Below are 24,445 nucleotides of genomic sequence, written 5' to 3'. Positions count from 1 at the left end.
GGATCAGGCATGAGCCCGGACAGGCGCCGGGCTCGGGAAGGCAACTACCGTTACTGTGGCAGCAGCTTGGAGGCGCGCTCGCTCGCGTTATTGAAGACCTCGATCAGCCTTTTCGCCAGGGCGTCTTCGATGGCCGCGGCGGTGAGCAGGCCCTGGGTGAAACCGATGCCCTGCTCCTTGGCGACAGCCAGCTGCTGGCTGTTCTCTGCCTCGGCCATGTCGCCCAGGTAGTGGGCAGCACGATAGGCGTAGCGCTCGGGGAGTGTCAGCTGTTCGAGGTCCTTCAGCGAGAGGGCGAACTGGCTGGCGGCGGCGGGCTTCAGGCTGAGTTGCTCGAACTGGAGCAGGCTCAGGCGATCGGTAGTCAAGGCGAATCTCCGTTTCATTGCGGGAACACCCGGTTACTGTCCTGCCTTTTGCCGGTCAACGCAAGGGTGGCCAGGGCAGTGGCGCGAAAAGAATCCGCTTTCCCACGGCATGGCTGGTCCTGCTGGAGGGACAAGGCGGTGCTTGGCTCAGGTGCTAAAACGTTCTAGCCTTCGCGTTTTGCTCATTTTCTTAAGGAATGCCTGCATGATCCCCACCCTCAGCCGCCGCCGCGTGCTCCAGGGCGCGCTCGGCTGCTCGGCCCTGCTGACCCTGCCCACCTGGGCGGACAATTCGCTGCGCCAGGCGATGCAACAGCTCGAGGCGGCCAGCGGCAGTACCATCGGCCTGTGGGCCCTGGACACCGGCAGCGGTCGGCAATTGGCCTGGCGTGGCGAAGAGCGCTTCGCCTTCTGCAGCACCTTCAAGGCCGTCCTTGCCGGTGCCGTCCTGCACCGCAGCGCGTCCGAGCCGGGTTTGCTGGCGCGGCGCATCGCTTATGGCGCCGAGCAACTGGTGGTCTATTCGCCGGTCACCGAAAAGCATGTCGGGCCTGGCATGACCGTCGCCGAACTGTGCGCCGCCGCGGTGCAGTACAGCGACAACACCGCCGGCAACCTGCTGCTCGAGCTGGTCGGTGGTCCACCCGGGCTGACGGCGTTCGTCCGTGGCCTGGGCGATCCGACCTTCCGCCTCGACCGTAACGAGCCGACGCTGAACACCGCCTTGCCGGGTGATCCGCGTGACACCACGACGCCCCTGGCCATGGGCATGACCCTGCAGCGCCTGCTGCTCACCGATGGCCTGCCCGCCGCCGCGCAACAACAGCTGCAGGCCTGGCTCAAGGGCAACACCACCGGCGACACGCGCATTCGCGCCGGGCTGCCGAAGGACTGGGTGGTGGGCGACAAGACCGGCTCGGGTGACTATGGCGTGGCCAACGATGTCGCGGTCATCTGGCCCAAGGGCCGGGCGCCGTGGATCCTGGTGGTGTTCAGCCGTGCTACGAAACAGGACGCGCCGTGGAACAGCGAGACGATTGCGGCGGCCACGCGGATCGTGGTGGAGGCCTGGAAGGGCTGAGCAAGTGTGCGGGCCACATCGCGGGGCAAGCCCGCTCCCACGAGTGGTTGCGCGTGCTCATCAGCGTGGGAGCGGGCTTGCCCCGCGATGAGGCCACAACAGGCCATCACCCCACCCGCACTCGCCGCCGCTTCTTGCGGTACATCTCGCCATCGGCATGGCTGAGCAGGGTGTCGGCATCCTCGCCATCGCTGGGATAGCAGGCCACGCCGATGCTGCAGGACGGCATCCTGACATCGCCGAACTCGGCCCCGAGCGGCTCCTCCATGACCATGGCGATCTGCTCGACCACCTCGTACACGGCGTCCTCCGACGGCACATCGGTCAGCAGCACGATGAACTCGTCGCCGCCGATCCGCGCCACGGTGTCTGCTTCCTGCACGCTGTCCTGCAGGCGTCGGGCGATGGTGCACAGCACGCGGTCGCCGGCCGCGTGGCCGTGCACATCGTTGATGCCCTTGAAGTCGTTGACGTCCAGGAACAGCAGGGCCAGCCGTCGCTGCTGCTGACGGGCGGCGCGCAGGGCGGAGGCCAGGCGGTCGTTGAACAGCGAGCGGTTGGTCAGCTTGGTCAGCGGGTCGTGATGGGCGAGAAAGCGCAGTTCCTGCTCGGCCTGGGTGAGGGCGGTGATGTTGCGCGCGACGCCGATCCGCGCGCCCACCTCGTCGGACCAGAAGGCCGCCCAGAGGATATGCACGATCTCGCCATCCTTGCGCACATAGCGGTTGCGAAAGTCGAAGTGCGGGGTGCCGTCCATGACCCGGACGATCGAGGCGCGGGTGGTTTCCAGGTCGTCCGGGTGCATGTAGCGGGTGATCGGGGTGCCGGTCAGTTCGTCGGCGCGATAGCCGAGCAAGGCTTCGCAGGCGTTGCTCACGAACACGATGGTGTCGTCCCGGTCGACCACGAACACGGTGTCCAGCATCAGGTGGATCAGCCTGGGGTAGAGCGCTTGCAGGTCGACGGGCATAGGGCAGGGGTGTCCGATACGGGTAGCCCGGTCATGGTCCGATCACGCAGGGCGGCGGCGCGAGGTCCTGCAAGCCGCCGGGGGCCGCTTGCCGCGCCCGTGCAGCATACACAGGCTCGGGGGCGCGGCACACTACCTGTGGGCAAGCAGACTGTCGGCTGCTTCAGTGCCCCTGTCGGGTGGAAACGGCAACCGCCCCAGCAGCTCGACGATGGTTGTTGCGCAGGCGGGTGCCGGGTTATGCCTCGGCTGAGTAGACCGGGCGTGGCAGAAGTTGAAGGAACGCGTTTGTACGACGCTCATGTTGTGTGCAGGTTGACTCGTGGAGCAGCGCCGGATCGCCCATGTTGCCTCACCTAGCCACCGAGGAACGGGCAATTGTCGAACGTGTCGCTCGCCGGCAAGTAACGCATGGGCTGATGCTGTTCGGGAATCATGTCCGGGAAGCCATCTCCGTTCACATCCTCGAAGTGTACGCCGGTCTTGGTGCTTATCGTGCAAAGCGCCTTGCCACGCATCGAGATGAGGTTGAAGTTCTCGCTACCACTGGACCACAGGTACGCCTCGGTGAGGCCGTATCGATCCAGGTGGACATAGTCCATTACCGCCTGCGACGCCTGAAGAGCCAGGGCCGAGCAGGCCAGCAGGGTGATCAGGCGCCGGCTGCGGCTGTGGAGCGTATGCACCGGCTCACGGCGCAGGACACCGATGCCCCAGAGCAGGCACGCCGGCAAGGCAACGAGGGCCAGGCCGAGGATGATCAGTCCAAGGTAGTAGAACTCTTCCCCTTCCTTGTAGAACACCCACAGGTTGTTCAGGTAGAGGAGGGCGTTCGCCAGCGTACAGACACCGATGAGGGCCAGGTATTTCGCGGTCAGTTTGAACACGTGCAGCGTTTTCCTAGCGTTCAGGAACCATCGGCCTGGCTGGCCTGGCGTTCGACCAGGCGCAGCAACCCTTGCTGGTGAAGACCATGAAATATGCGATCCAGTGCTGCCATGACTCCCTTGAACATCCTGTTGCTTAGATTGCCATTTTCCCTGGGGTTCGACGAGCGTGTTGCGGCGCCTGTGAGATCGAGCGCCGCCCGCGCGGCGCATCGCGGCACAAGGCCGCTCCTACATTTGTTGCAACGTGCCGAACCTGTCAGGCCATGGTTGCCCGCCTTGGTGCATGTCTTGAAACAGGTGAGGCGGCAGTGGTGCCCACGCTGAAACCGCGTCGTAACCACAAGGCGGACCAGGTAATGGCACAGATTTGACTGGCCCGAAACAGATGTAGGAGCGGCCTTGTGCCGCGATGCGCCGCGTGGGCGGCGCTCGATCTCAAGAACGCTGCAAAGCTACCGTCGAACACCTCGAAAGGACCAGCGCTCAAAGCCTGCCGATCTTCTCCAGCTCAACCGCAAGCTGATCGCGCCCGAGGCTGGCCAATGGCAGGGCCAGAAACGCCCGGCAGCGCCGTTCGATATGCGCCAGGGTGGCGCGGAAGGCGGCGTCGATGGTCTGCTCGTCGCCCACCACCTCGGACGGGTCCGCCAGTCCCCAGTGGCACTTCAGCGCCGGGCCGAAGTACACCGGGCAGGTTTCTCCGGCGGCCTTGTCGCACACGGTGATGACGATGTCCGGCGGGTTGTCCGCGAAGGCGTCGTTGCCTTTGCTGCTCAGCCCCTCGATGGCGATGCCGGCCTGTTGCAGGGTGCTCAGGCTGCGCGGCAGCACCTGGCCCCGGGGAAAGCTGCCGGCGCTCACGGCCTGCAAGCCCGGCGGCGCCAGGTGGTTGAACAGGGCTTCGCTGAGGATGCTGCGGCAGCTGTTGGCTGTGCACATGAACAGGACTCGCATGGGGCGCTCCGGGTATCAAAGGCTCAGGCGCAAGGCCAGGGCCGAGAGGGTGATCAACAGGACCGGCAGGGTCAGCAGGATGCCGACCTTGAAGTAGTAGCCCCAGGTGATGCGCATGCCCTTGCGCTCCAGCACGTGCAGCCAGAGCAGGGTGGCGAGGCTGCCGATGGGGGTGATCTTGGGGCCCAGGTCGCAGCCGATGACGTTGGCGTAGATCATCGCTTCGCGTACCAGACCCTGGGCATCGCTGGCCTGGATCGACAAGGCGCCGATGAGCACGCTGGGCATGTTGTTCATCACCGACGACAGCAAGGCGGCGAGCAGGCCGGTACCGAGGGTGGCGCTCCACAGGCCGTGCGCGGCCAGGCGGTCGAGCAGTTGCGTGAGCAGGTCGGTGAGGCCGGCGTTCTTCAGTCCGTACACCACCAGGTACATGCCCAGCGAGAAGATCACTACCTGCCAGGGCGCCTCGCGCAGCACGCGACGGGTGGAGATGCGATGGCCGCGGGCGGCGACGGCGAACAGCATCGCCGCGCACACCGCCGCCACCGCGCTGACCGGCACGCCCAGCGGTTCCAGGGCGAACAGCCCGACCAGCAGTACCAGCAGCATCCAGCCGCCGACCACGAAGGTGGCGCGGTCATGGATCGCCGCCTCGGGGGCCTTGAGCGCATCGAGGGCATAGTGACGCGGCAGGTCGCGACGGAAGAACAGCCACAGCACGCCGAGGGTGGCGGCGACGCTGACCAGGTTCACCGGGACCATCACCGCGGCGTACTCGCCGAAGCCCAGGCCGAAATAGTCCGCCGAGACGATATTGACCAGGTTCGACACCACCAGCGGCAGGCTCGCGGTGTCGGCAATGAAACCAGCGGCCATGACGAACGCCAGGGTCGTGGCGGCCGAGAAGCGCAAGGCCAGCAGCATCGACATGACGATGGGGGTGAGGATCAGCGCGGCGCCGTCGTTGGCGAACAGCGCCGACACCGCCGCGCCCAGCAGCACGCAGAAGGCGAACAGGCGGTAGCCGCTGCCATTGGCCCAGCGCGCCACATGCAGGGCGGCCCATTCGAAGAAGCCGGCTTCATCGAGCAGCAGGCTGATGATAATGATGGCGATGAAGGTGGCCGTGGCGTTCCAGACGATGGCCCAGACCGCCGGGATGTCCTGCAGCGAGACCGCGCCGACGGCCAGGGCGATCAGCGCGCCGAGTGCCGCGCTCCAGCCCACGCCCAGGCCACGGGGTTGCCAGATCACCAGCACCAGGGTGAAGACGAATACCGCGATCGCGATCAGCATGGGTGTTTTCCGGGGGCAGGTTCAGCAGCAGGCGGCGCGTTGCGGGCGGCCGTCCATGTGCTGCAGGCGGGTGGTGTTGTCGTGCAGCCAGGTTTCGTTGGCTCGCAGGGTCAGTTGCAGCAGGTCATGCACCCAGGCGGGGAGCTGTGGGGCGAGGCGGTAGTACACCCACTGGCCCTGGCGGCGGTCCTGCAACAGGCCGCAGTTGCGCAGTTGGGCCAGGTGGCGGCTGATCTTCGGCTGGCTGTCGCCGAGGGCGCACATCAACTCGCAGACGCACAGCTCGCCCGACTGGGCGATCAGCAAGGTGGCACGGGCGCGAGTCTCGTCGGCGAGGCATTTGAATACCTCAGGAGGCGTGAGCATGGTGATGGCCTATACATATGGAAAATCGAATATACGTATTTTCGTATGTATCGCGCAACCCCATCGCGGGGCAAGCCCGCTCCCACGCTGTGCAAGCTAAATCAGCACGTTATGTTTTGTTCCAGAGGGAAGCAGGCAGCGCGTGGGCTGTTCAGCGGCGATAGTAGCGGTGGTCGTCGTCATAGCGATGACGCAAGGCGCGCTCGTGATGGCGTTCCCAGTAGCGTTGGCGTTCCATTTCCCGGCGGTGCTGCTCCCGGCGCCATTGTTCGCGGCGCCACTGTTCCCGACGCCAGTCGTCGCGGTGATCGTGCCAGCGCTCGTCGTGCCGGTAGCGGTCGTCATGGGCCAGCAGCGCTGCCGAGGGTGCGCTGGCCAGGCTTGGCCAAGGGTTTTCGCTGGCCTGGCGGTCCGCCAGGTCGAGGGTGTGAGGTGTCGACGTCTTCATCGGTGCGGCGGATGCCGAGCCTGCGGCCGCGAGTGCGAACAGGCCAACGAGCAGCATGCATGGGGCAGGGAATTTCATGAGAGAAGACAACCTCTGAATGGCGGGTGAGCGTGCGTTCGGTGGCTGTTGGAGCAACCGAGGAATGCACTCACCCAATAGACCGGGAAAATGGAAAAAGTTCTGGAGGGGCGTTTGTCCCGATTCTTGTCCTCAAGGTGTTCGCCGTAACCGTTGCAGCGCCTATCAGATCGAGCGCCGCCCGCGCGGCGCATCGCGGCACAAGGCCGCTCCTACATCTGTTTCGGACCAGTCAATCCTGTGCCATCACCTGGTACGCCTTGTGAGTACCGCGCGGTTTCAGCGTGGGCACCAAGGCAGGCAACCATGGCCTGACAGGTTCGGTACGTTGCAACAAATGTAGGAGCGGCCTTGTGCCGCGATGCGCCGCGCGGGCGGCGCTCGATCTGATAGGCGCTGCAACGGTTACGGCGAACACCCCCAGAGCGAGTCAGAGCAACTGGCAAAAAGTAAATGATAAGAATTATCATAAGCACCTTTCGCCCTCCCCAGAGAGTCGCCGCATGTCTTCAACCCACCGCGACCCGGCACTGGACCTGATCCAGAACCGTGACTCCCAGCCCCAGGGTGGCCGGGCGAAGGTGTCGCGGCGAACGCTGCTCGGCAGCCTGACCGCGACCGGCGTACTTCTCGCCAGTGGCTATGGCGTGAACCAAGGTGGCGCGCTGCCAACGCTGTTCAGCGATTGCGCCACCGGCACCGGACAACGACGCGGTTGGCGACTGGCACCGGGCCTTTCGGTGCTACTGGACAGCCGCAGCGCACTGGACAACGCTGGCCGCGCCGTGACCTTGCAACGTGGGCGGGTGCTGCTGGAGGTGACACAGGGCGCCGGTGTCAGCCTGCGAACCACCCAGGTACGGATCATGCCGGGGCAGGCGGCGCGCTTGATCGTCCAGCAACAAGCATCCGCGACCCTGGTGCAGATGCTTGATGGCGTGGCATCGATCGCGTGGGGTTCGGCCGCTCCGCTGGCACTGGAAGCCGGGTGGCAGCAACTGTTCGGCGACACGGGCAGTACCCCGAGGGTCGCACTGCCAACTGGGGCCGGAGCCTGGACCCATGGACACCTGGTGGCCGAGCGCATGCCCCTGGCCGAGGTGCTCGAGGAACTCGACAACTATCGCCCAGGCGTGCTCAGGTGCGACCCGCAGATCGCGCGATTGCAGGTCAGCAGGTCATTGTCCCTCGACCAACCGGATGCCAGCCTGATGCTGCTGACCGAGACCCTGCCGGTTCGGATCCAGCGGGTACTGGGGTACTGGGCCAACGTGGTGCCGGCCTGAGCCCACTCACTTCACCTGGCCGTTGTACACCACGGTCGCGGCGCCATCCTTCTTGATGGTCAGCTTGTTGCCTTCGGCCATGCTTTCGACCATTTCCGAACAGCCGTCCACCTCAGCCTTGCCGTCCACGTACTCGCCGCTGGTATCGAAGCTGAAGACATAGGTGGACGCCGGGCAGGCATTGCCGCCTTCGCCCGTGGACACCACCAGCACATAGCGGCTCGGGCCGAAGGCGTAGGCTTTCTCGATGGCGACGTAGCCGGTGCCTTCGGCGTCGGCGACGACGGACTCCATGACGTTCATCACGCCTGCCCGGGACTGGTAGTTCAACGCGGTGCCCATTTCCATGCCCTGGACGCTGAACGGACCGGCACCTTCGTCGCTGATCGGCAGCGGCTCATAGGCAATGCTCGGCGCCAGCGGTGCGCTGACGGTAGGCTTGGCCAATAGCGCGGCCTGAGGCTGCGGGTTGACGCACTGGCCGCTTTCACAGATGCGCTCACCCTTGCAGTCGGTGTCCTTGGCGCATTGGCCGGTCGCCGCGGTGGTCTGGTCGGCCTTGTCGCAGCCGGCGATGGCCAGGGTGAGGAGGGTGAGGGCAAGCAGTCGCTTCATCAGCGAAGTCCTTTTCATGGATGAGGGCTGAGCAGTATCGCCAAACTGTGGGCCGATGTCGCGGGCTGTATCTCAATCTAGTTGTTCACCAACAACTCCGGCCCCAGGTACCGGTTGATCTGGTCGATGTCGTCATCCCCCAGGCTGCCCACCGCCGAGGCCAGGCGCAGGCGCGACATCAGGTAGCGCAGCTTGGCCTCGAACAGGTCATGCCGTGCCACGAACAGCAGCTCCTCGGCGTCGAGCACATCGGCGTTGGTGCTGGTGCCGCCGGCACTGAAACCCTTGCGTGCCGATAGCAGCGAGCGTTCGTTGGAGGCCACCGCCTTTTCCAGCGCGTGCACGCGCAGGGCGCCGCTTTGCACGCCGCGAAACTCGCGGGTGGTGCCAGTGATGACTTCCTGTCGCGTGGCATCGAGCTCGTCCAGGGCCTTGGCGCTGTTGGCGCTGGCCTGGCGGCTCAGCGCGCTGACGCCGCCGCCGCTGTACAGCGGGATGTTCAGCTCCAGGCCGATCGAACTGTAGTGGTTGCGCTGGTTCAGCTCGGAGATCGACTGGCTCTTGCCAGCGGTGTAGCCGGCGACGAAGTCCAGGGTCGGCCAGTGGCCGGCCTTGGCGCGCTTGACCTCTTCCTCGGCCAGCGCGTAGCTGTGCCGGCGCGCCTGGATCACCGGGCTGTCGGCCTGGGCCCTGGCCAGCCAGTCGCGCAGGTTGTCCGGCAGCAGCGGCGGGGTGGCGAAGTCCGCCTGCAAGGTGGTCAGCGACACGGGTGTCTCGCCGATGTACTCGGCCAGTTTGCGGCTGGCGTTGGCCAGGTTGTCCTGGGCCTCGATCAGCTCGGCCTCGGCAAGGTCGCGCCGGGCCAGGGACTCGTCGATGTCGGTGATGGTGCCGGCTCCAAGCTGCATGCGTCGCCTGGCCGAGCCGAGCTGCTCCTCGAAGGCACCGAGCTTGGCCCGGGCCAGGGTGATGGTCTCGCTGGCCAGGAGCACGTCGAAGTAGCTGTCGGCCAGGCGCACGGCGGCGTCCTGGCTCTTGGCGTCGAATACCGCCACGCTGTAGTCGGCGCGTTGCTGGCCCTGGCGGTATTCGGCCATCTTCTGCTTGTTGAACAGCGGCTGGCGCAGGCGCAGGTTGGCGCCGGTGGCGTCATAGTCGAGGTCGTAGTCGATGCCGTGCTGGCGCTGGCTGCCGTCGATGCGGTTGGCGTAGGCCGAGGCGTTGACCTGCGGCAGCAGGCCGGCCTGGCCGATGGCGCGGTTTTCCAGGCCGGCCTGCTGTTCATGCACCGCGGCGCGGTAGATCGGCCCCTGGTACTGCAGCAGGTCCCAGGCCTGCTTGAGGTCCATGGCGCCGGCCGGCAACGCCAGCGTCAGCAGGCACAGGCCAAGGCAATGGCGATTCATCTCATTGCTCCTTGAACGCGGCGTCGACGCGTTCGAGCAGGGGTTTGAGCAGGTAGCTCAGCAGGTTGCGCTCGCCGGTCTTGATGGTGACGGTGGCGGGCATGCCGGGGCGGATATGGTTGCTGCCGAGTAAAGCCATGCCGTCGGCGGTGACTTCCACCTGGGCCAGGTAGAACGGCTGCTTGCTCTCCTCGTCGAGCAGGCGGTCGGCGGAGACGGTCAGCACGCGCCCGGGAATGTTCGGCGTGCTGGCGTGGTTGAAGGCGGGGAAGGCGATGTCCACGGCCAGGCCCGGGGTCATGCGGTCGATGGCCTGCACCGGGATCATCGCGTCGACCTGCAGTGGCTCGTCGAGCGGGACGATCTCCATGATCCGGCTGCCGGGCTGGACCACCCCGCCGACGGTGGCGATGCTCAAGGCCTGGACCATGCCGTCGATGGGCGCGCGGATGATCGTATGGGTCACTTCGTAGTCCAGGGCGCGCAGGCGGTCGGCCAGGGTGGTGCTTTCCTTGGCGGTGTCGGTCAGCTGCGACTGCACCTCCTTGAGGTAGTCGTGGCGGCGCTGCAGGACGCGCAGCCTGAGCTCGTTGATCTGGCTGCGCACCCGGGCGATGTTGTTGAGGTTCTCGGCCTGGCCGGCGGAGAGGTCGGCGTTGCTGCGCTCAAGCTCCAGCAGGCGGTTGCGCGGTACATAGCCTTCGGCCGCGAGCATGCGCGTGCCTTGCAGTTCCTGGCCGAGGAAGCCGATCTGCGAGGCGCGGGCGCCATACACCTGCTGCAGGCCCTTGAGCTGCACCGCCGAGGCGGCGATGTTCTCCTCGAGGATGCCGATTTCGCCGGCCAGGCCCGCGCGCCGGGTCGCCAGCAGGTGCTGTTGCAGGTCCATGGCCGCCAACAGCCGCGGATCGTCTTCGAACTGGCGCAGCAGGGCAGGGGCGAAGGTCACCGTGTCGTGGCCGTCGCGTTCGGCCTCCAGGCGATTCTCCACGGTCTTGCTGACGATGTACTGGGCGCTGACCGCGCCTTGCTCGGCCAGCGCATGCAGGGCGTCGAGGCGCACCAGCGCCTGGCCTTTGTTCACCCGCTCACCCTCGTGCACCAGGATCGCCTCGACGGTGCCGCCGGTCAGGTGCTGCACGGCCTTGCGATTGCTGGTGACCTTGACCGTGCCGGTGGCGACCACGCCGGCGTCCAGGGGCGCCAGCCATGACCACAGGAGGAAACCGCCGAAGCCGGCGAGCACCAGCCACAGGCCCCAGCGCACGGGTTTGCCGACGTCGAGGTCGATCGGGTTGGCGTCGGCCGGAAGCAGTTCGGTTTGCATGGAATGGATCATGATCGGTCACTCCCGTACCTTGACGGCGGCCAGCGGGGTCGCGGCGCCAGCGGGGATCACGCTGGCCGTGCGCAGGGCGGCGAACACTTCTTCACGGCTGCCGAGCATCTGCACGGCGCCGTCGCGCAGCATCAGCACCTTGTCGACGGCGCAGAGCACGTTGGGGCGGTGCGAGATCAGCACCACCGTGGCGCCGCGGCCCTTGAGTTCGGCCAGGGCGTCGACCAGGGCTTTCTCACCGAGGTCGTCGAGGTTGGCGTTCGGTTCGTCCAGCACGATCAGGTTGGGTTCGCCGTACAGCGCGCGGGCCAGGGCGATACGCTGCTTCTGACCGCCGGACAGCGGGCCGCCGTCGCTGTCCAGGCGGGTGTCGTAGCCCTGGGCAAAGCGCAGGATCATGTCGTGCACGCCGGCGCTTTTGGCGGCGCGGATCACCGCCTCGCTGTCCACCTCGGCGAAGCGGGCGATGTTGTCGGCGATGCTGCCTTCGAACAGCTCGACATCCTGGGGCAGGTAGCCGAGCCAGGGGCCCAGTTCACGCTTGTTCCAGGTGAAGATGTCGGCGCCGTCCAGGCGCACCTTGCCGGCCTGGGCCGGCCACACCCCGACCAGCAACCGCGCCAGGGTCGACTTGCCCGAGGCTGACGGGCCGATCACCCCGAGGCTTTCACCCGGGGTCAGGCCCAGGCTGACACCGCGCAGGATGGTGCTGCCGGTGCCGGGCGCGCCGGCATACACGTTCTCCACCGCCAGCATGCCCAGCGGCCGTTGCAGCGACATGCTCGGCGGGCGCTGCGGATAGTCCTGCAGCAAGCCGTTGAGCCGGCCCCAGGCCAGGCGGCAGCCGAGCAGTGGCTTCCACGCGGCGATCACCTGTTCCACCGGGCCCAGGGCCCGGCCGGTCAGGATCGAGCAGGCGATCATCATGCCCGGGGTGATCTTGCCCTCGATCGCCAGCAGGGCCCCGGTGCCGAGGATCAGCGACTGCAGGGTGATGCGCACGAAGCGCCCGATGCTGCCGATGACGGCGGCGCGGTCGGAGGCCAGGGTCTGCATCTGCAGGATGCGCAGGTGGCTCTGGAACCAGCGCTGGCTGATCGACGCCAGCATGCCCATGGCCTCGATAACCTCGGCGTTGCGCAGGTTGTTGTTGGCGTAATGGGCGCAGGCGAGGGCGGCGTGGTTGGCCTCGCCCAGGGGCTGCTTGGTGGCCTTTTCGGTGAGCCAGGCCAGTGCCGCGAGGATCAGCGAGCCGACCAGCGTGACCAGGCCGAGCAGCGGGTGGATCAGGTAGGCGACGAGCAGGTAGATCGGTGTCCAGGGCGCGTCGAAAAAGGCGAACAGGCCGTTGCCGGTGAGGAACTGACGCACCTGCGCCAGGTCCTGCAGGGCCTGGCCGGGGCTGCCGCCGGCACGGCTGAGGTTGCGCTCGAAGGCGGCGCTGAACAGGCGCCGGTTGAGCGCCATGTCCAGGCGGTTGCCGACCCGCACCAGCACCCGGCTGCGCAGCATCTCCAGGGTGGTCATCAGCAGGAACAGCCCCACCACCAGCACCGTCAGCATGCCCAGGGTCGTGAGGTTGCGGCTGACCAGCGCGCGGTCGTATACCTGCAGCATGTACACGGCGGGCGTCAACATCATGACGTTTATCACCCCGCTGAACACCGCCAGGGCATAGAAACTGCGTCGCAGTTGAAACAGTGCCTCGGCCAGCTCGGAGCGGGTACCTGTCTGCCTGGTCATCGGGGGAGCCTCCCTCTGCGAAAAATGCCGGCCGCCGTTGCGGTGGTCGGGCTAAAAGCCTTGTGGTTGCTGGCCTGCAGAAGGTTTTGTCGCTCTTTTGGCGGGTTATTCCAAATACGCTGCAGGGAGCCCACAAACAGCAGAGTAGGTTGCGTAGAAATATCTTGTAATATCTTTTTGCTCTATTGATTCCTTCAAGTTCCTATTAAAAACAGTGGCTTGATAAGCATTATCGATGCGCGACATTTTTTGCTGACGAGATATTGACAATATTTTGCCACGCAACTTTAGTCTTAATCAGTTCGTGGGAACTTTCGCCGCAGGCCAGCTGTCGCCCCGACCCCTCGCGAATCCTTGTCGACATTCCTGTGGGAGCAGAACATGACTCGTCTCCTGTTCTTGTACCGAGTGAATGGGCTCTACAGGACGTTCCCCTGCCATTCGAGAAACCATGGCCCGCCCCGGGCCCGGGAGCGCCGCGCCTGAGCGACGGCGAGCCCTGAACCTTCGCGAATCCGAGGCACGTAGCCCGCACGACGGGTAACGCTGTCGCGCACCCGTATTCGCCATAAAAAAACCAACTGCATGACCGTGCACGCCACCGACCGGGCGCGACGGGCGCCTGCGCCTCGCTCCCGACAGACAGAGGTCAACCATCATGGCCAATTTCAGCAAGTCCGACCTGCAATTCATCCTCCAGCAGATTTTCATCGCCGAGGCCCACGCCAAGGGCGCCAGCCTCATCGACCTGCTGCCCAACAGCCAGGTGCCGTTCGGCCTGCGCACCGTCGATGGCAGCTACAACAACCTGGTGACCGGGCAGAGTGAGTTCGGCGCCTCGGACAACGCCTTCCTGCGCCTGATGGATGCCCAGTACCGCGCGGCGTATGCCGGCACCGGCACGGTGAGCGACAGCCAGCCGCGCACCATCAGCAACCTGATCGTCGACCAGACCGCCAACAACCCGGCCGCGGTCGACGCCAACGGCGGCGCCGCTCCGGTGCTCAGCCCCGGCATCGACGGGGTGTTCGGCACCGCCGATGACAAAGAGGTGTTCTTCATCCCCAACCAGTCGCCGGACGTCGGCCTGACCGCCGGCTTCAACGCCTGGATGACCTTTTTCGGCCAGTTCTTCGACCACGGCCTGGACCTGGTCACCAAGAGCAGCAGCCAGATGGTGTTCATCCCGCTGCAACCGGACGACCCACTGTACGTGGCCAACAGCCCGACCAACTTCATGGTGCTGCCGCGTGCCGTGCGCACTGCCGGCGCCGATGGCGTGGTCGGTACCGCCGACGACGGCCAGCCCAACACCACTTCGCCCTTCGTCGACCAGAGCCAGACCTACAGCTCGCACCCCTCGCACCAGGTGTTCCTGCGCGAGTACGCCCTCGACGCGGCTGGTCACCCGGTGGCCACCGGGCGGCTGATCACCAACCGTGACCTGGGCGCCGATGGCAAGTTCGGCACCAGCGACGATGGCAACGGCGAGAACGGCGGCATGGCCACCTGGGCCGTGGTCAAGGCCCAGGCCCGCGACATCCTCGGCATCAACCTGACCGACGCCGACGTGCACCGGGTGCCACTGCTGGCCACCGACGCCTATGGCAACTTCCTGCGCGGACCCAACGGCATGCCGCAGGTGGTGATCCGCGTGGGCAATGGCGCCGACGGTATTGCCGGCACCGCCGACGACGTCACCCAGCTGGTCGAAGGCAACCGCGCCGCGCCCATCAGCCTGGTCAATGCCGTGAGCAGCGGCCATGGTTTTCTCGACGACATCGCCCACAACGCCGAGCCGGTGCTGGTCGGCGGGGTGCTGCAGGCCGATGCCGACAGTGCCGTGGGCAATGCCCAGCCCATGGGCCCGGGCGGCAACAACCTGACCTACGACAACGAACTGCTCGACGCCCACTACATTGCCGGTGACGGCCGGGTCAACGAGAACATCGGCCTGACCGCCGTGCACCACGTGTTCCACGCCGAGCACAACCGCCTGGTCCAGCAGACCAAGGACACCATCCTCGCCTCGGGCGACCTGGCGTTCCTCAACGAGTGGCTGATCGACGATGTGGCCGCCTTGCCCGCCACGCCCGCCGAGGTGGCGGCGCTGGTGTGGAATGGCGAACGCCTGTTCCAGGCGGCCAGGTTCGGCACCGAGATGCAGTACCAGCACCTGGTGTTCGAGGAGTTCGCCCGCACCATCCAGCCACAGATCGACGAGTTCCTCGCCCCCAGCGGCTATGACACCTCGATCAACCCGGCGATCCTCGCCGAGTTCGCCCATGTGGTGTACCGCTTCGGCCACTCGATGCTGACCGAGACCGTCGACCGCTTCGACCCGGCGTTCAACCCGATCCTCAGCGACCCGGACAACCCGGACCAGCAACTGGGCCTGATCGCCGCCTTTCTCAACCCGCTGGCCTTCGCCGGCAGCGGCGCCACCGCCGATGAAGCGGCCGGGGCGATCATCCGTGGCGTGACCCGCCAGCTCGGCAACGAGATCGACGAATTCGTCACCGAGGCGCTGCGCAACAACCTGCTCGGCCTGCCCCTGGACCTGCCGGCGCTGAACCTGGCCCGTGGCCGCGACACCGGCATCCCCTCGCTCAACGAGTCGCGCCGCGAGTTCTACGCCATGACCGGCGACAGCCAGCTCAAGCCCTACATCAGCTGGGTCGACTTTGCCGACCACCTCAAGCACCCCGCGTCGCTGGTCAACTTCATCGCCGCCTACGGCACGCACGCCTCGATCACCTCGGCAACCACCCTGGCCGACAAGCGCGCCGCCGCCCTGGCCCTGGTGCTGGGCGGCAGCGGCGCGCCGTCCGACCGCCTGGACTTCCTCAACGGCAGCGGCGCCTGGGCCAACGTGACCAAGGCCGGCAAGGATGGCGTGCTGGGCACCGCGGACGACCTGAGCGGGGTGACGGTGACCGGGGTCGACGCCATCGACTTCTGGGTCGGCGGTTTGGCCGAGCAGAAGATGCCTTTCGGCGGCATGCTCGGCTCGTCCTTCAACTTCGTCTTCGAGACCCAGCTGGAGGCCCTGCAGAACGGCGACCGCTTCTATTACCTGTCGCGTACCGCGGGCCTTAACTTCGGCGCTGAGCTGGAGAACAACTCGTTCGCCAAGCTGATCATGGCCAACTCCGATGTCACCCACCTGTCCAACACCGTGTTCCTCACCCCGACCTTCACCCTCGAGGTCAACCAGGCCAACCAGTTCACCGGTCTTGGCGGCGACGGTCGCGCCGACCCCACCGGAGGGATCGAGATCAACGGCGTGGAGATCGTGCCGCTGGTCATTCGCGACAACCCCGACACCGTCGGGCCGGACGACAACTACCTGCACTACACCGGCGAGGACCACGTGGTGCTCGGCGGTACCTCGGGTGATGACATCATCCTTTCCGGCGAAGGCGACGACACGCTCTATGGCGATGGCGGCAACGACTACCTCGAGGGCGGCGCCGGCAACGATGCCGTGCTCGGTGGCGCAGGCGACGACATCATCACCGATTCGTTCGGCGACAACCGCCTGGAAGGTAACGCCGGCAACGACGTGATCGTCGCCGGCAGCATGCTCGCCGCCGGCAACCTGATCCTCGGCGGCGACGGCCAGGACTTCATCATCACCACCGAGGACATCAGCACCACCTTCGGCGGCCAGGGCGATGACTTCATCCTCGGCGCCAAGACCAACCTGCCGCCCACCGGCAACGAAGGCGATGACTGGATCGAGAAGGGCACCCAGGACGGCGCGCCGGGCGACAACTTCGCGCCGCTGCTTACCGATGAAGTGGTGGGCAACGACATCTTCGTCGGGGGCGGCGGCTTCGACGAAATGATCGGCGAGGGCGGCGACGACATCTTTGTCGGCAGCGATGCCCAGGACAAGATGGACGGCATGTCCGGCTTCGACTGGATCACCTACAAGAACGACCAGGTCGGCGTCACCGCCGACCTGAGCCTGGCCGCGCTGGCGCAGCCCCATGGCAACGCGCCGAACCAGAACGCCGGGGTGTTCAACCCGGTCGGCGCTTCGCCAGCGTCGATCCTCGATCGCTTCGCCGAGGTCGAGGGGCTGTCCGGTTCGCGCTTTGCCGACGTGCTCAAGGGCGACGACGTCGATGCGGTCACCATCCTCAACCATGGCGGCACCACCGGCAGCGCCCTGAGCAATGTCGCGCTGATCCGCGGCTTGGCGCAGTTCCTCGCCGACGCCGGGCTGCCGACCACCGGCTTTGCCACCGGCAACATCCTGCTGGGCGGCAATGGCAGCGACCTGATCGAGGGCCGTGGCGGCGACGACCTGATCGACGGCGACAAGTGGCTCAACGTGCGTATCGCGGTCTACGCCGCCGATGACCTCGACCACACAGGGCCAGAAATCGCCAGTTTCGACAGCATGGTCGAGATGATCCCGTTCATGCTCGACCGCACCTACAACCCCGGCCAGCTCAAGGCCATCCGGGAAATCCTGCCCGGCACCTCGACTGGCGGCGCGGCCTTCGACACCGCGGTGTTCTCCGGGGTGCAGGCCGAGTACGTGGTGACCCAGGACACCCGCGGCACCGCCGACCTGGCGGACGATGTGTGGACCGTGGCCGATACCGTGGCCGGGCGTGACGGCACCGATACCCTGCTGCACATCGAGCGCCTGCAGTTCGCCGATGCCCAGCGCGTGCTGGTGCCGGGGCTGAACGCGCAGCCGACCGGCAGCCCGAACCTCAGTGACGGCAACGGTGGCGCGATCACCGTGGGCGATATCCTCAGCGTGAGCATGGCCGGGGTGCGCGACGGCGACAACGTCACGGCGGGCAACCCGCTGGGCACCCTGGCCAATGCTTCGGTGTCCTACTACTGGCAGTTCGAGGCCGACCCCGGCAGCGGTGTGTTCGAGGACATCATCCTGCTGCCGGCCGGCGACCTGGCGTTCCAGAGCGCCGATGGCACCGCGTTCAAGGTGTCGCCGGACCTGGTCGGCCTGTCGCTGCGGGTCAAGGCGATCTACCAGGACGCCCACGGCACCACCGAGGTGCTGTTCAGCGCGCCCACCACCGTGGTCGAGGCCGGCGCGCCGGTGGTGCCGACCGCGCCGACGCCGGTGGTCGATGCCAGCGCGGGGGGCGAGGGCCTGCACATGGTCCGTTCCGACCTCAACTTCATCCTCGCCCAGATCAAGATCGCCGAAGCGGATGCCGCCGGGCAGGACATCCTCTCGCTGATCCCCAACATCCGCGCGCCCTTGGGCCTGCGCGCGGTCGACGGCTCTAACAACAACCTGATGAACCTCAATGGCCATGACCATACCGAGTATGGCGCCGCCGACAATGTCTTCCCGCGCCTGACCGACCCGGTGTTCAATACCGCCGAGGGCGCGCCCGCCGGGTTCTTCGGCCCCGGCTCGCCGGCCATCCCCGGCTCGTCGTACCAGCAGACCAGCGGTTACGTGTTCGACTCAGAGCCGCGCACCATCAGCAACCTGATCGTCGACCAGACCTCGAACAACCCGGCGGCCTACGCCAGCGCCTACGACCCCGGCGCCAACGGCGTGCTGGACTTCGGCACGCCGGGCAACGACGACCAGCTCAAGGACGGTGTGCGGGTCGTCGCCAGCCCCGGCATGGACGGCCAGTTCGGCACCGGCGACGACCATGATGTCTTCCTGTTCGAGAACACCTCGGCGGATGCCGGGCTGTCGGCGCCGTTCAACGCCTGGATGACCTTCTTCGGCCAATTCTTCGACCACGGCCTGGACCTGGTCACCAAGGGCGGTTCGGGAACCATCTTCATTCCCCTGCAGCCGGACGACCCGCTGTACGTGCCGGGCGGCGCCGCCAACTTCATGGTGCTGACCCGGGCCACCAACCTGCCGGGGCCGGACGGCATCCTCGGCAACGCCGACGACATTCACGAGCACACCAACACCACCACGCCGTTCGTCGACCAGAACCAGACCTACAGCTCGCACCCCTCGCACCAGGTGTTCCTGCGCGGCTACCAGCTCAGCGCCAGCGGCCCCATCGCCACCGGCCGGCTTATCACCAACCGCGACCTGGGCGCCGACGGCAAGTTCGGCACCGCTGACGACAGCGAGATCGGTGGCATGGCCACCTGGAAGGTGGTCAAGGCCCAGGCCAACGACATCCTCGGCATCCACCTGACCGACGCCGACGTCGACAACGTGCCGCTGCTGGCCACCGATGCCTACGGCAACTTCATCAAGGGGCCGCATGGCTATCCGATGGTGGTGATGAAGGGCGCCGACGGCTTGGGCGGCACCGCCGATGATGTGCTGGTCGAAGGCAACCCGTTGGCGCCGATCGACCTGACCAATGCCGTGCGCACCGGCCATCAGTTCCTTGCCGACATCGCTCACAATGCCGTGCCGGTATCCATCGGTGGCGTGCTCGCGCCGGATGCCGACAGCGCCACCGGCAACGCCGTGCCGGTCAATCCGCACACCGGTGCCAACCTGGCCTACGACAACGAACTGCTGGACGCCCACTACATCGCCGGCGATGGCCGGGTCAACGAGAACATCGGCCTGACCGCCGTGCATGCGATCTTCCACTCAGAGCACAACCGGCTGGTGGCGCAGACCCAGGACACCGTGCTCGACTCGGGCGACCTGGCCTTCCTCAACGAGTGGCTGCTGACCCCGGTCAGCGCCTTGCCCGTCAGCCAGGCCGAGATCGACGCCCTGGTGTGGAACGGCGAGCGACTGTTCCAGGCGGCCAAGTTCGGCACCGAGATGCAGTACCAGCACCTGGTGTTCGAGGAGTTCGCCCGGACCATCCAGCCGCGCGTCGACCTGTTCTTCGCCCCGACCCAGGTCTACGACGTCGACCTCGATGCCTCGATCGTCGCCGAGTTCGCGCACACCGTGTACCGCTTCGGCCACTCGATGCTGACCGAGACCGTCGACCGCTTCGACATCGACTTCAAGGTGATCGGCGACCCGGCCAGCGCCAACCCCGAGCAGCAGATGGGCCTGATCGCGGCGTTCCTCAACCCGCTGGCCTACGCCGCCAGCGGCGTGACCCCCGAGGAGGCAACCAGTGCCATCGTGCGCGGGGTGACCCGCCAGGCCGGCAACGAGATCGACGAGTTCGTCACCGAGGCGCTGCGCAACAACCTGCTCGGCCTGCCGCTGGACCTGCCGGCGATCAACATCGCCCGTGGCCGCGATGTCGGCATCCCCTCGCTCAACGCCGTGCGCCGCGACATCTTCGGGCAGACCGGCGATACCCAGCTCAAGCCGTACACCAGCTGGGTCGACCTGGTGCAGCACCTCAAGCACCCGGAGTCCTTGATCAACTTCATCGCCGCCTACGGCACCCACGGCTCCATCACCTCGGCCACCACCCTCGACGGCAAGCGCGCCGCGGCCCTGGCCCTGGTGTTCGGTGGCGCGGACGCGCCGTCCGACCGCCTGGACTTCCTCAACGGCAGCGGCAGCTGGGCCAACGTGACGCTGGCGGGCAAGGACGGGGTGCTGGGCACTGTCGATGACCTCAAGGGCGTGACCGTGACCGGCGTCGATGCCATCGACCTGTGGATTGGCGGCCTGGCCGAGGCCAAGACCCCGTTCGGCGGCATGCTCGGCAGCACCTTCAACTTCGTGTTCGAGAACCAGCTGGAGAAACTGCAGGACGGTGACCGCTTCTACTACCTGGAGCGCACCGCCGGCCTGTCAATGAACGCCGAGCTGGAAAGCAACTCGTTCGCCAAGCTGATCATGGCCAACACTTCGGCCACGCACCTGCCGGGCCTGGTGTTCTCCGACCCCGGGTTCTACCTGGAGCTGGACCGCAGCAAGCAGTACAACGACGGCCTGGGCAACGCCGACCCGCTTGGCGACAACGGCCAGCAGGTGGTGTTCCGCGACAGCCCGCTGACCGAAGGGCCCGACAGCAACTACATCCGCTATGCCGGTGACCAGCACATCGTGCTGGGCGGCACCCAGGGCGACGACATCCTCGTCTCCAGCGAAGGCGACGACACGGTCTGGGGCGACGGCGGCAACGACCGTATCGAAGGCGGCTACGGCAACGACCAGCTGCGCGGCGGTGCCGGTGACGACATCATCAGCGACATGGGCGGCGACGACAACATCCAGGGCGGCGACGGCAACGATGTGCTGCATGGCGGCAATGGCGTCAACCTGATCATCGGCGGCTTCGGCAATGACTTCATCGTCACCGGCGAGGATGCTTCCGAGGCCATCGGCGGCCAGGGCAACGACTTCATCCTCGGCAGCAAGGCCAACGAGCAGGACATGGGCAACGAAGGCGACGACTGGATCGAGAAGGGCACCTCGGACGGCGCCCCCGGCGACAACTTCGACCCTCTCGGCAACGATCCGGTGATCGGCAACGACGTGTTCGTCGGCGGCAACGAGAACGACAAGTTCAACGGTGAAGGCGGCGACGACATCATGGTCGGCAGCCTCGGTTTCGGCGATCGCTACATCGGCGGCTCCGGCTATGACTGGGCGACCTTCAAGGGGCTGGCCCAGGGCGTGACCGTCGACTACAGCGACCGCTTCTTCGATGTGCCGCCGGTACCGGGCTCGGGGGCTTCGGCGCTGGTGCGCTTCGACATCATGGAAGGCCTGTCGGGCTCGGCGCACGGTGACTTCCTGCGCGGCGACAACGAGGACGCCACCTCGCTGCCGACCGCCGGGGCCACCGGCAGCGTCCTCACCAACATCAGCCTGATCAACGGCCTGGCCGGGCTGCTGCCTGTTGGCGCGACCTTCTACGACGGCGGCAACATCATCCTTGGTGGCAGTGGCAGCGACCTGATCGAAGGGCGTGGCGGCGACGATATCCTCGACGGCGACAAGTGGCTGAACGTGCGCATCAGCGTGCGGGCCAACAGCGACGGCAGCGGGCCGGAGATCGCCTCGTTCGACAGCATGGAGCCGATGGTGCCACTGATGCTCAAGGGCACCTACAACCCCGGCCAGCTGGTGATCGTGCGGGAGATCCTCAGCGGTACCGACCAGTACGACACCGCGCTGTTCTCCGGCATCGCCACGGACTACCGCATCGTCGTCGAAGGCAACACGGTGATCGTCACCGACACGGTGGTCGGACGCGACGGCGTCGATCGCCTGACCGGCATCGAGCGTCTGCAGTTCGCCGACGGCGCCCAGGCTTCCGGCGTGGGCAGCGCGCTGAACAACGGCCCCAGCGGCCACCTGGCGATCGTCGACGATGCCACCGGTCTGCGCGATGACACGCCCGTGGCCGGGCAGTTGCTGCGGGTCAGCGACCTGGCGGTGCATGACGCCGACAACCAGGGCGCGAGCAACCCCAGCGGCGCGCTGAGCGGGCCGGTGGCCTACTACTGGCAGGTGGAGAACATCCCCGGCACGGGCGTCTACGAGGACATTACCTTCGTCGCCGCCGGCGAGGTCTCGCGGGCGATCGGCAGCACCTACCGGGTGGCGGACGATGTCGCCGGCCTGAACATCCGCGTGCGGGCGGTGTACCAGGACGCCAAGGGCACCCTGGAGATCGTCGACTCCTCGGCCAACAGCGCGCCCAGCAGCGGGCCCGCCGTGGCCGGGCTGCTGGTGCAGAACCAGGTGCTGAGCGCCAACCCGGCGACCATCGTCGACGCCGACGGCATCGGCAGCGCGCCGTTCACCTTCCAGTGGCAGATGAACAACGGCGCGGGCTGGGTCGATATCGCCGGTGCCACCGCCAGTACCTTCACCCTTGGCCAGCCCCAGGTCGGCCAGCATGTCCGGGTGCAGGTGGGCTACGTGGACACCTTCGGCGTGGCCGAGCGCGCCGCCTCCGACATCCTCGGCCCGGTGGCCAACGTCAACGACGCGCCGACCGGCACGGTGCTTATCAGCGACACCACGCCGGACCAGGGGCAGTTGCTGACCGCCTCGACCGCCGGCATCGCCGACCTCGACGGGCTGGGCGCCTTCAGCTTCCAGTGGCAGCAGGGCGTGGGCGGCATCTTCGTCGACATCGCCGGCGCCACCACGGCGAGCTACACCCCGGGCTTCGCCCAGGGCAACCAGCAACTGCGGGTGATCGTGCGCTACACCGACGGCTTCGGCGCCCAGGAAACCGTGACCTCCGCCGCGACCACGGCGGTGCGCCTGCTGACCGGCGTCACCCTGGTGGGCACCAATGCGGCGAACACACTCACCGGCGGCGCTGGCAACGATGTGCTGCGCGGCCTGGGCGGCAACGACACGCTCAATGGCCTGGGCGCGGTGGACCAGCTGTTTGGTGGGGCGGGCAACGACATCCTCAACGGCGGTGACGACGCTGACTTGCTGTTCGGCGAGGACGGCAACGACACCCTCAACGGTGGCCTTGGCGCGGATGCCATGGACGGCGGCCTCGGCAACGACACCTTCGTGGTCGACAATGCCGGCGACAGCGTTGTCGAGGCGGCTGGGGGTGGTACCGACCTGGTGCAGACCAGCCTGCTCAGCTATCAGCTCGGCGCCAACATCGAGAACCTCACCTTCACTGGCAGCGGCAACTTCACAGGCTTCGGCAACACGCTGGCCAACACCCTCACCGGCGGGGCCGGCAATGACCAGCTCGATGGCGGTGCCGGCGGTGACCGTATGGTGGGCGGTGCCGGCAACGACACCTATATCGTCGACTCCACCTCGGATGTGGTGGTCGAGGCGGGTGGTGGCGGCATCGACACCGTGCTGACCGCGCTGGCCAGCTACAGCCTGAGCGCCAACGTCGAGAACCTGACCTACACCGGCGTCGGCAACTTCATCGGCAGCGGCAACGGGCTGAACAACGTCATCACCGGTGGTGCCGGCAACGACACCCTCAGTGGCGACGGCGGCAACGACACCCTGGTCGGCAACGCCGGCAACGACACGCTCAACGGCGATGCCGGCAACGACCAGCTGATCGGTGGCCTCGGCGCCGACAGCCTGAACGGGGGCGGCGGCGACGACAGTCTCGACGCAGGGGAGGGCGATGACACGCTCAATGGCGGTGTCGGCAACGACACGCTGCAGGCCGGAGCGGGCAACGACAACCTCGACGGTGGTGTCGGCATCGATGTGGTGGTCGGCGGCGACGGCAACGACACGGTGCTGGGCGGTGGCGGCAACGATGTCGTGCAGGGCGGCAACGGCAACGACTTCGTCAATGGCGGGGCCGGTGACGACATCGTCAGCGGTGGTGCCGGCAACGACTCGCTGGTGGCCAACGACGGCAACGATATCTTCCAGTTCGCGGCAGGCTTCGGTACCGACCAGGTGTTCGGCTTCGACGCCGCCCCGGCAGGGGGGCAGGACCGGCTGGATATCACGGCGCTGAGCATTACCGCGGCGAGCTTTGCCGTCAGTGTCAGCATTGCCGATGTGGGCGCCGATACGCTGGTCAGTTTCGGTGGGCCTGACTCCATCCGCCTGGTCGGGGTGGGGGATGCGACCAGTGTGACGGTGGCGGACTTTATTCTCGCGTCTTGAGGGAGGGCGATGTGTTTGGCGAGAGAGTTGTAGCGCCTATGCGATCGAGCGCCGCCCGCGCGGCGCATCGCGGCACAAGGCCGCTCCTACATTTGTTGCAACGTGCCGAACCTGTCA

At 66.6% G+C, this 24,445-nt stretch carries 14 protein-coding genes; 3 read left to right on the top strand and 11 right to left on the bottom strand.

Translation table 11 applies throughout. The features are described 5' to 3' along the window. Window positions 1-50 precede the first annotated feature (50 nt). Complete coding sequence (locus tag LU671_RS21915; protein WP_203647290.1) at window positions 51-368, bottom strand: hypothetical protein; 318 nt, start codon at window positions 366-368, stop codon at window positions 51-53. A gap of 205 nt (window positions 369-573) precedes the next feature. Here LU671_RS21915 and bla point away from each other — a divergent pair, with 205 nt between their 5' ends. Then, on the top strand, window positions 574-1,449 hold the full coding sequence (gene bla / locus LU671_RS21910) for a class A beta-lactamase (RefSeq protein WP_332880092.1): 876 nt from the start codon (window positions 574-576) through the stop codon (window positions 1,447-1,449). Between the two features lie 106 nt (window positions 1,450-1,555). Here the strand turns inward: bla and LU671_RS21905 are convergent, their stop codons facing one another. The 6 genes from LU671_RS21905 to LU671_RS21880 form a co-directional block, all read right to left on the bottom strand. Then, window positions 1,556-2,419, bottom strand: a complete 864-nt coding sequence (locus LU671_RS21905) for a sensor domain-containing diguanylate cyclase (RefSeq protein ID WP_203647288.1) — start codon at window positions 2,417-2,419, stop codon at window positions 1,556-1,558. A 356-nt stretch (window positions 2,420-2,775) separates the two neighbouring features. Further along, the gene (locus LU671_RS21900; RefSeq protein WP_203647287.1) at window positions 2,776-3,306 is read right to left on the bottom strand and encodes a hypothetical protein; all 531 of its coding nucleotides are present in this window, start codon (window positions 3,304-3,306) and stop codon (window positions 2,776-2,778) included. A gap of 486 nt (window positions 3,307-3,792) precedes the next feature. Continuing rightward, a complete protein-coding gene (locus LU671_RS21895) occupies window positions 3,793-4,263 on the bottom strand; it encodes an arsenate reductase ArsC (protein WP_232856892.1) in 471 nt (156 codons plus the stop codon). 15 nt (window positions 4,264-4,278) lie between these two features. Beyond that, window positions 4,279-5,562 (bottom strand): arsenic transporter, encoded by a 1,284-nt coding sequence (locus LU671_RS21890; protein WP_069017405.1) that lies wholly within the window; start codon window positions 5,560-5,562, stop codon window positions 4,279-4,281. Window positions 5,563-5,583: 21 nt separating this feature from the next. Further along, complete coding sequence (locus LU671_RS21885) at window positions 5,584-5,928, bottom strand: metalloregulator ArsR/SmtB family transcription factor (RefSeq protein WP_110739533.1); 345 nt, start codon at window positions 5,926-5,928, stop codon at window positions 5,584-5,586. A gap of 151 nt (window positions 5,929-6,079) precedes the next feature. Beyond that, the gene (locus LU671_RS21880) at window positions 6,080-6,454 is read right to left on the bottom strand and encodes a hypothetical protein (protein WP_232856891.1); all 375 of its coding nucleotides are present in this window, start codon (window positions 6,452-6,454) and stop codon (window positions 6,080-6,082) included. A gap of 503 nt (window positions 6,455-6,957) precedes the next feature. On the opposite strand from LU671_RS21880, the gene LU671_RS21875 reads away from it, so the two are divergent. Continuing rightward, a complete protein-coding gene (locus LU671_RS21875) occupies window positions 6,958-7,740 on the top strand; it encodes a FecR domain-containing protein (RefSeq protein ID WP_232856890.1) in 783 nt (260 codons plus the stop codon). Window positions 7,741-7,746: 6 nt separating this feature from the next. On the opposite strand, the gene LU671_RS21870 is transcribed toward LU671_RS21875, so the two are convergent. The 4 genes from LU671_RS21870 to LU671_RS21855 all read right to left on the bottom strand — a co-directional run bounded on the left by LU671_RS21870 (window position 7,747) and on the right by LU671_RS21855 (window position 12,843). Beyond that, window positions 7,747-8,355, bottom strand: a complete 609-nt coding sequence (locus LU671_RS21870; protein ID WP_203647283.1) for a hypothetical protein — start codon at window positions 8,353-8,355, stop codon at window positions 7,747-7,749. Between the two features lie 77 nt (window positions 8,356-8,432). After that, window positions 8,433-9,761: a TolC family outer membrane protein gene (locus tag LU671_RS21865; RefSeq protein WP_232856889.1), complete on the bottom strand. Its 1,329-nt coding sequence runs from the start codon at window positions 9,759-9,761 to the stop codon at window positions 8,433-8,435. A gap of 1 nt (window position 9,762) precedes the next feature. Further along, a complete protein-coding gene (locus LU671_RS21860) occupies window positions 9,763-11,100 on the bottom strand; it encodes an HlyD family type I secretion periplasmic adaptor subunit (RefSeq protein WP_203647281.1) in 1,338 nt (445 codons plus the stop codon). 6 nt (window positions 11,101-11,106) lie between these two features. Beyond that, a complete protein-coding gene (locus tag LU671_RS21855; RefSeq protein WP_110739527.1) occupies window positions 11,107-12,843 on the bottom strand; it encodes a type I secretion system permease/ATPase in 1,737 nt (578 codons plus the stop codon). 658 nt (window positions 12,844-13,501) lie between these two features. Between LU671_RS21855 and LU671_RS21850 the strand changes: the two genes are divergently transcribed. Further along, window positions 13,502-24,328: a peroxidase family protein gene (locus LU671_RS21850; protein ID WP_232856885.1), complete on the top strand. Its 10,827-nt coding sequence runs from the start codon at window positions 13,502-13,504 to the stop codon at window positions 24,326-24,328. Window positions 24,329-24,445 lie beyond the last annotated feature (117 nt).

The organism is Pseudomonas sp. NMI760_13, assembly GCF_021283245.1.
GTDB lineage: Bacteria > Pseudomonadota > Gammaproteobacteria > Pseudomonadales > Pseudomonadaceae > Aquipseudomonas > Aquipseudomonas peradeniyensis.
The sequence above is the reverse complement of the archived record's forward strand: the minus strand, read 5'-3'. Positions and strand labels throughout refer to the sequence as shown.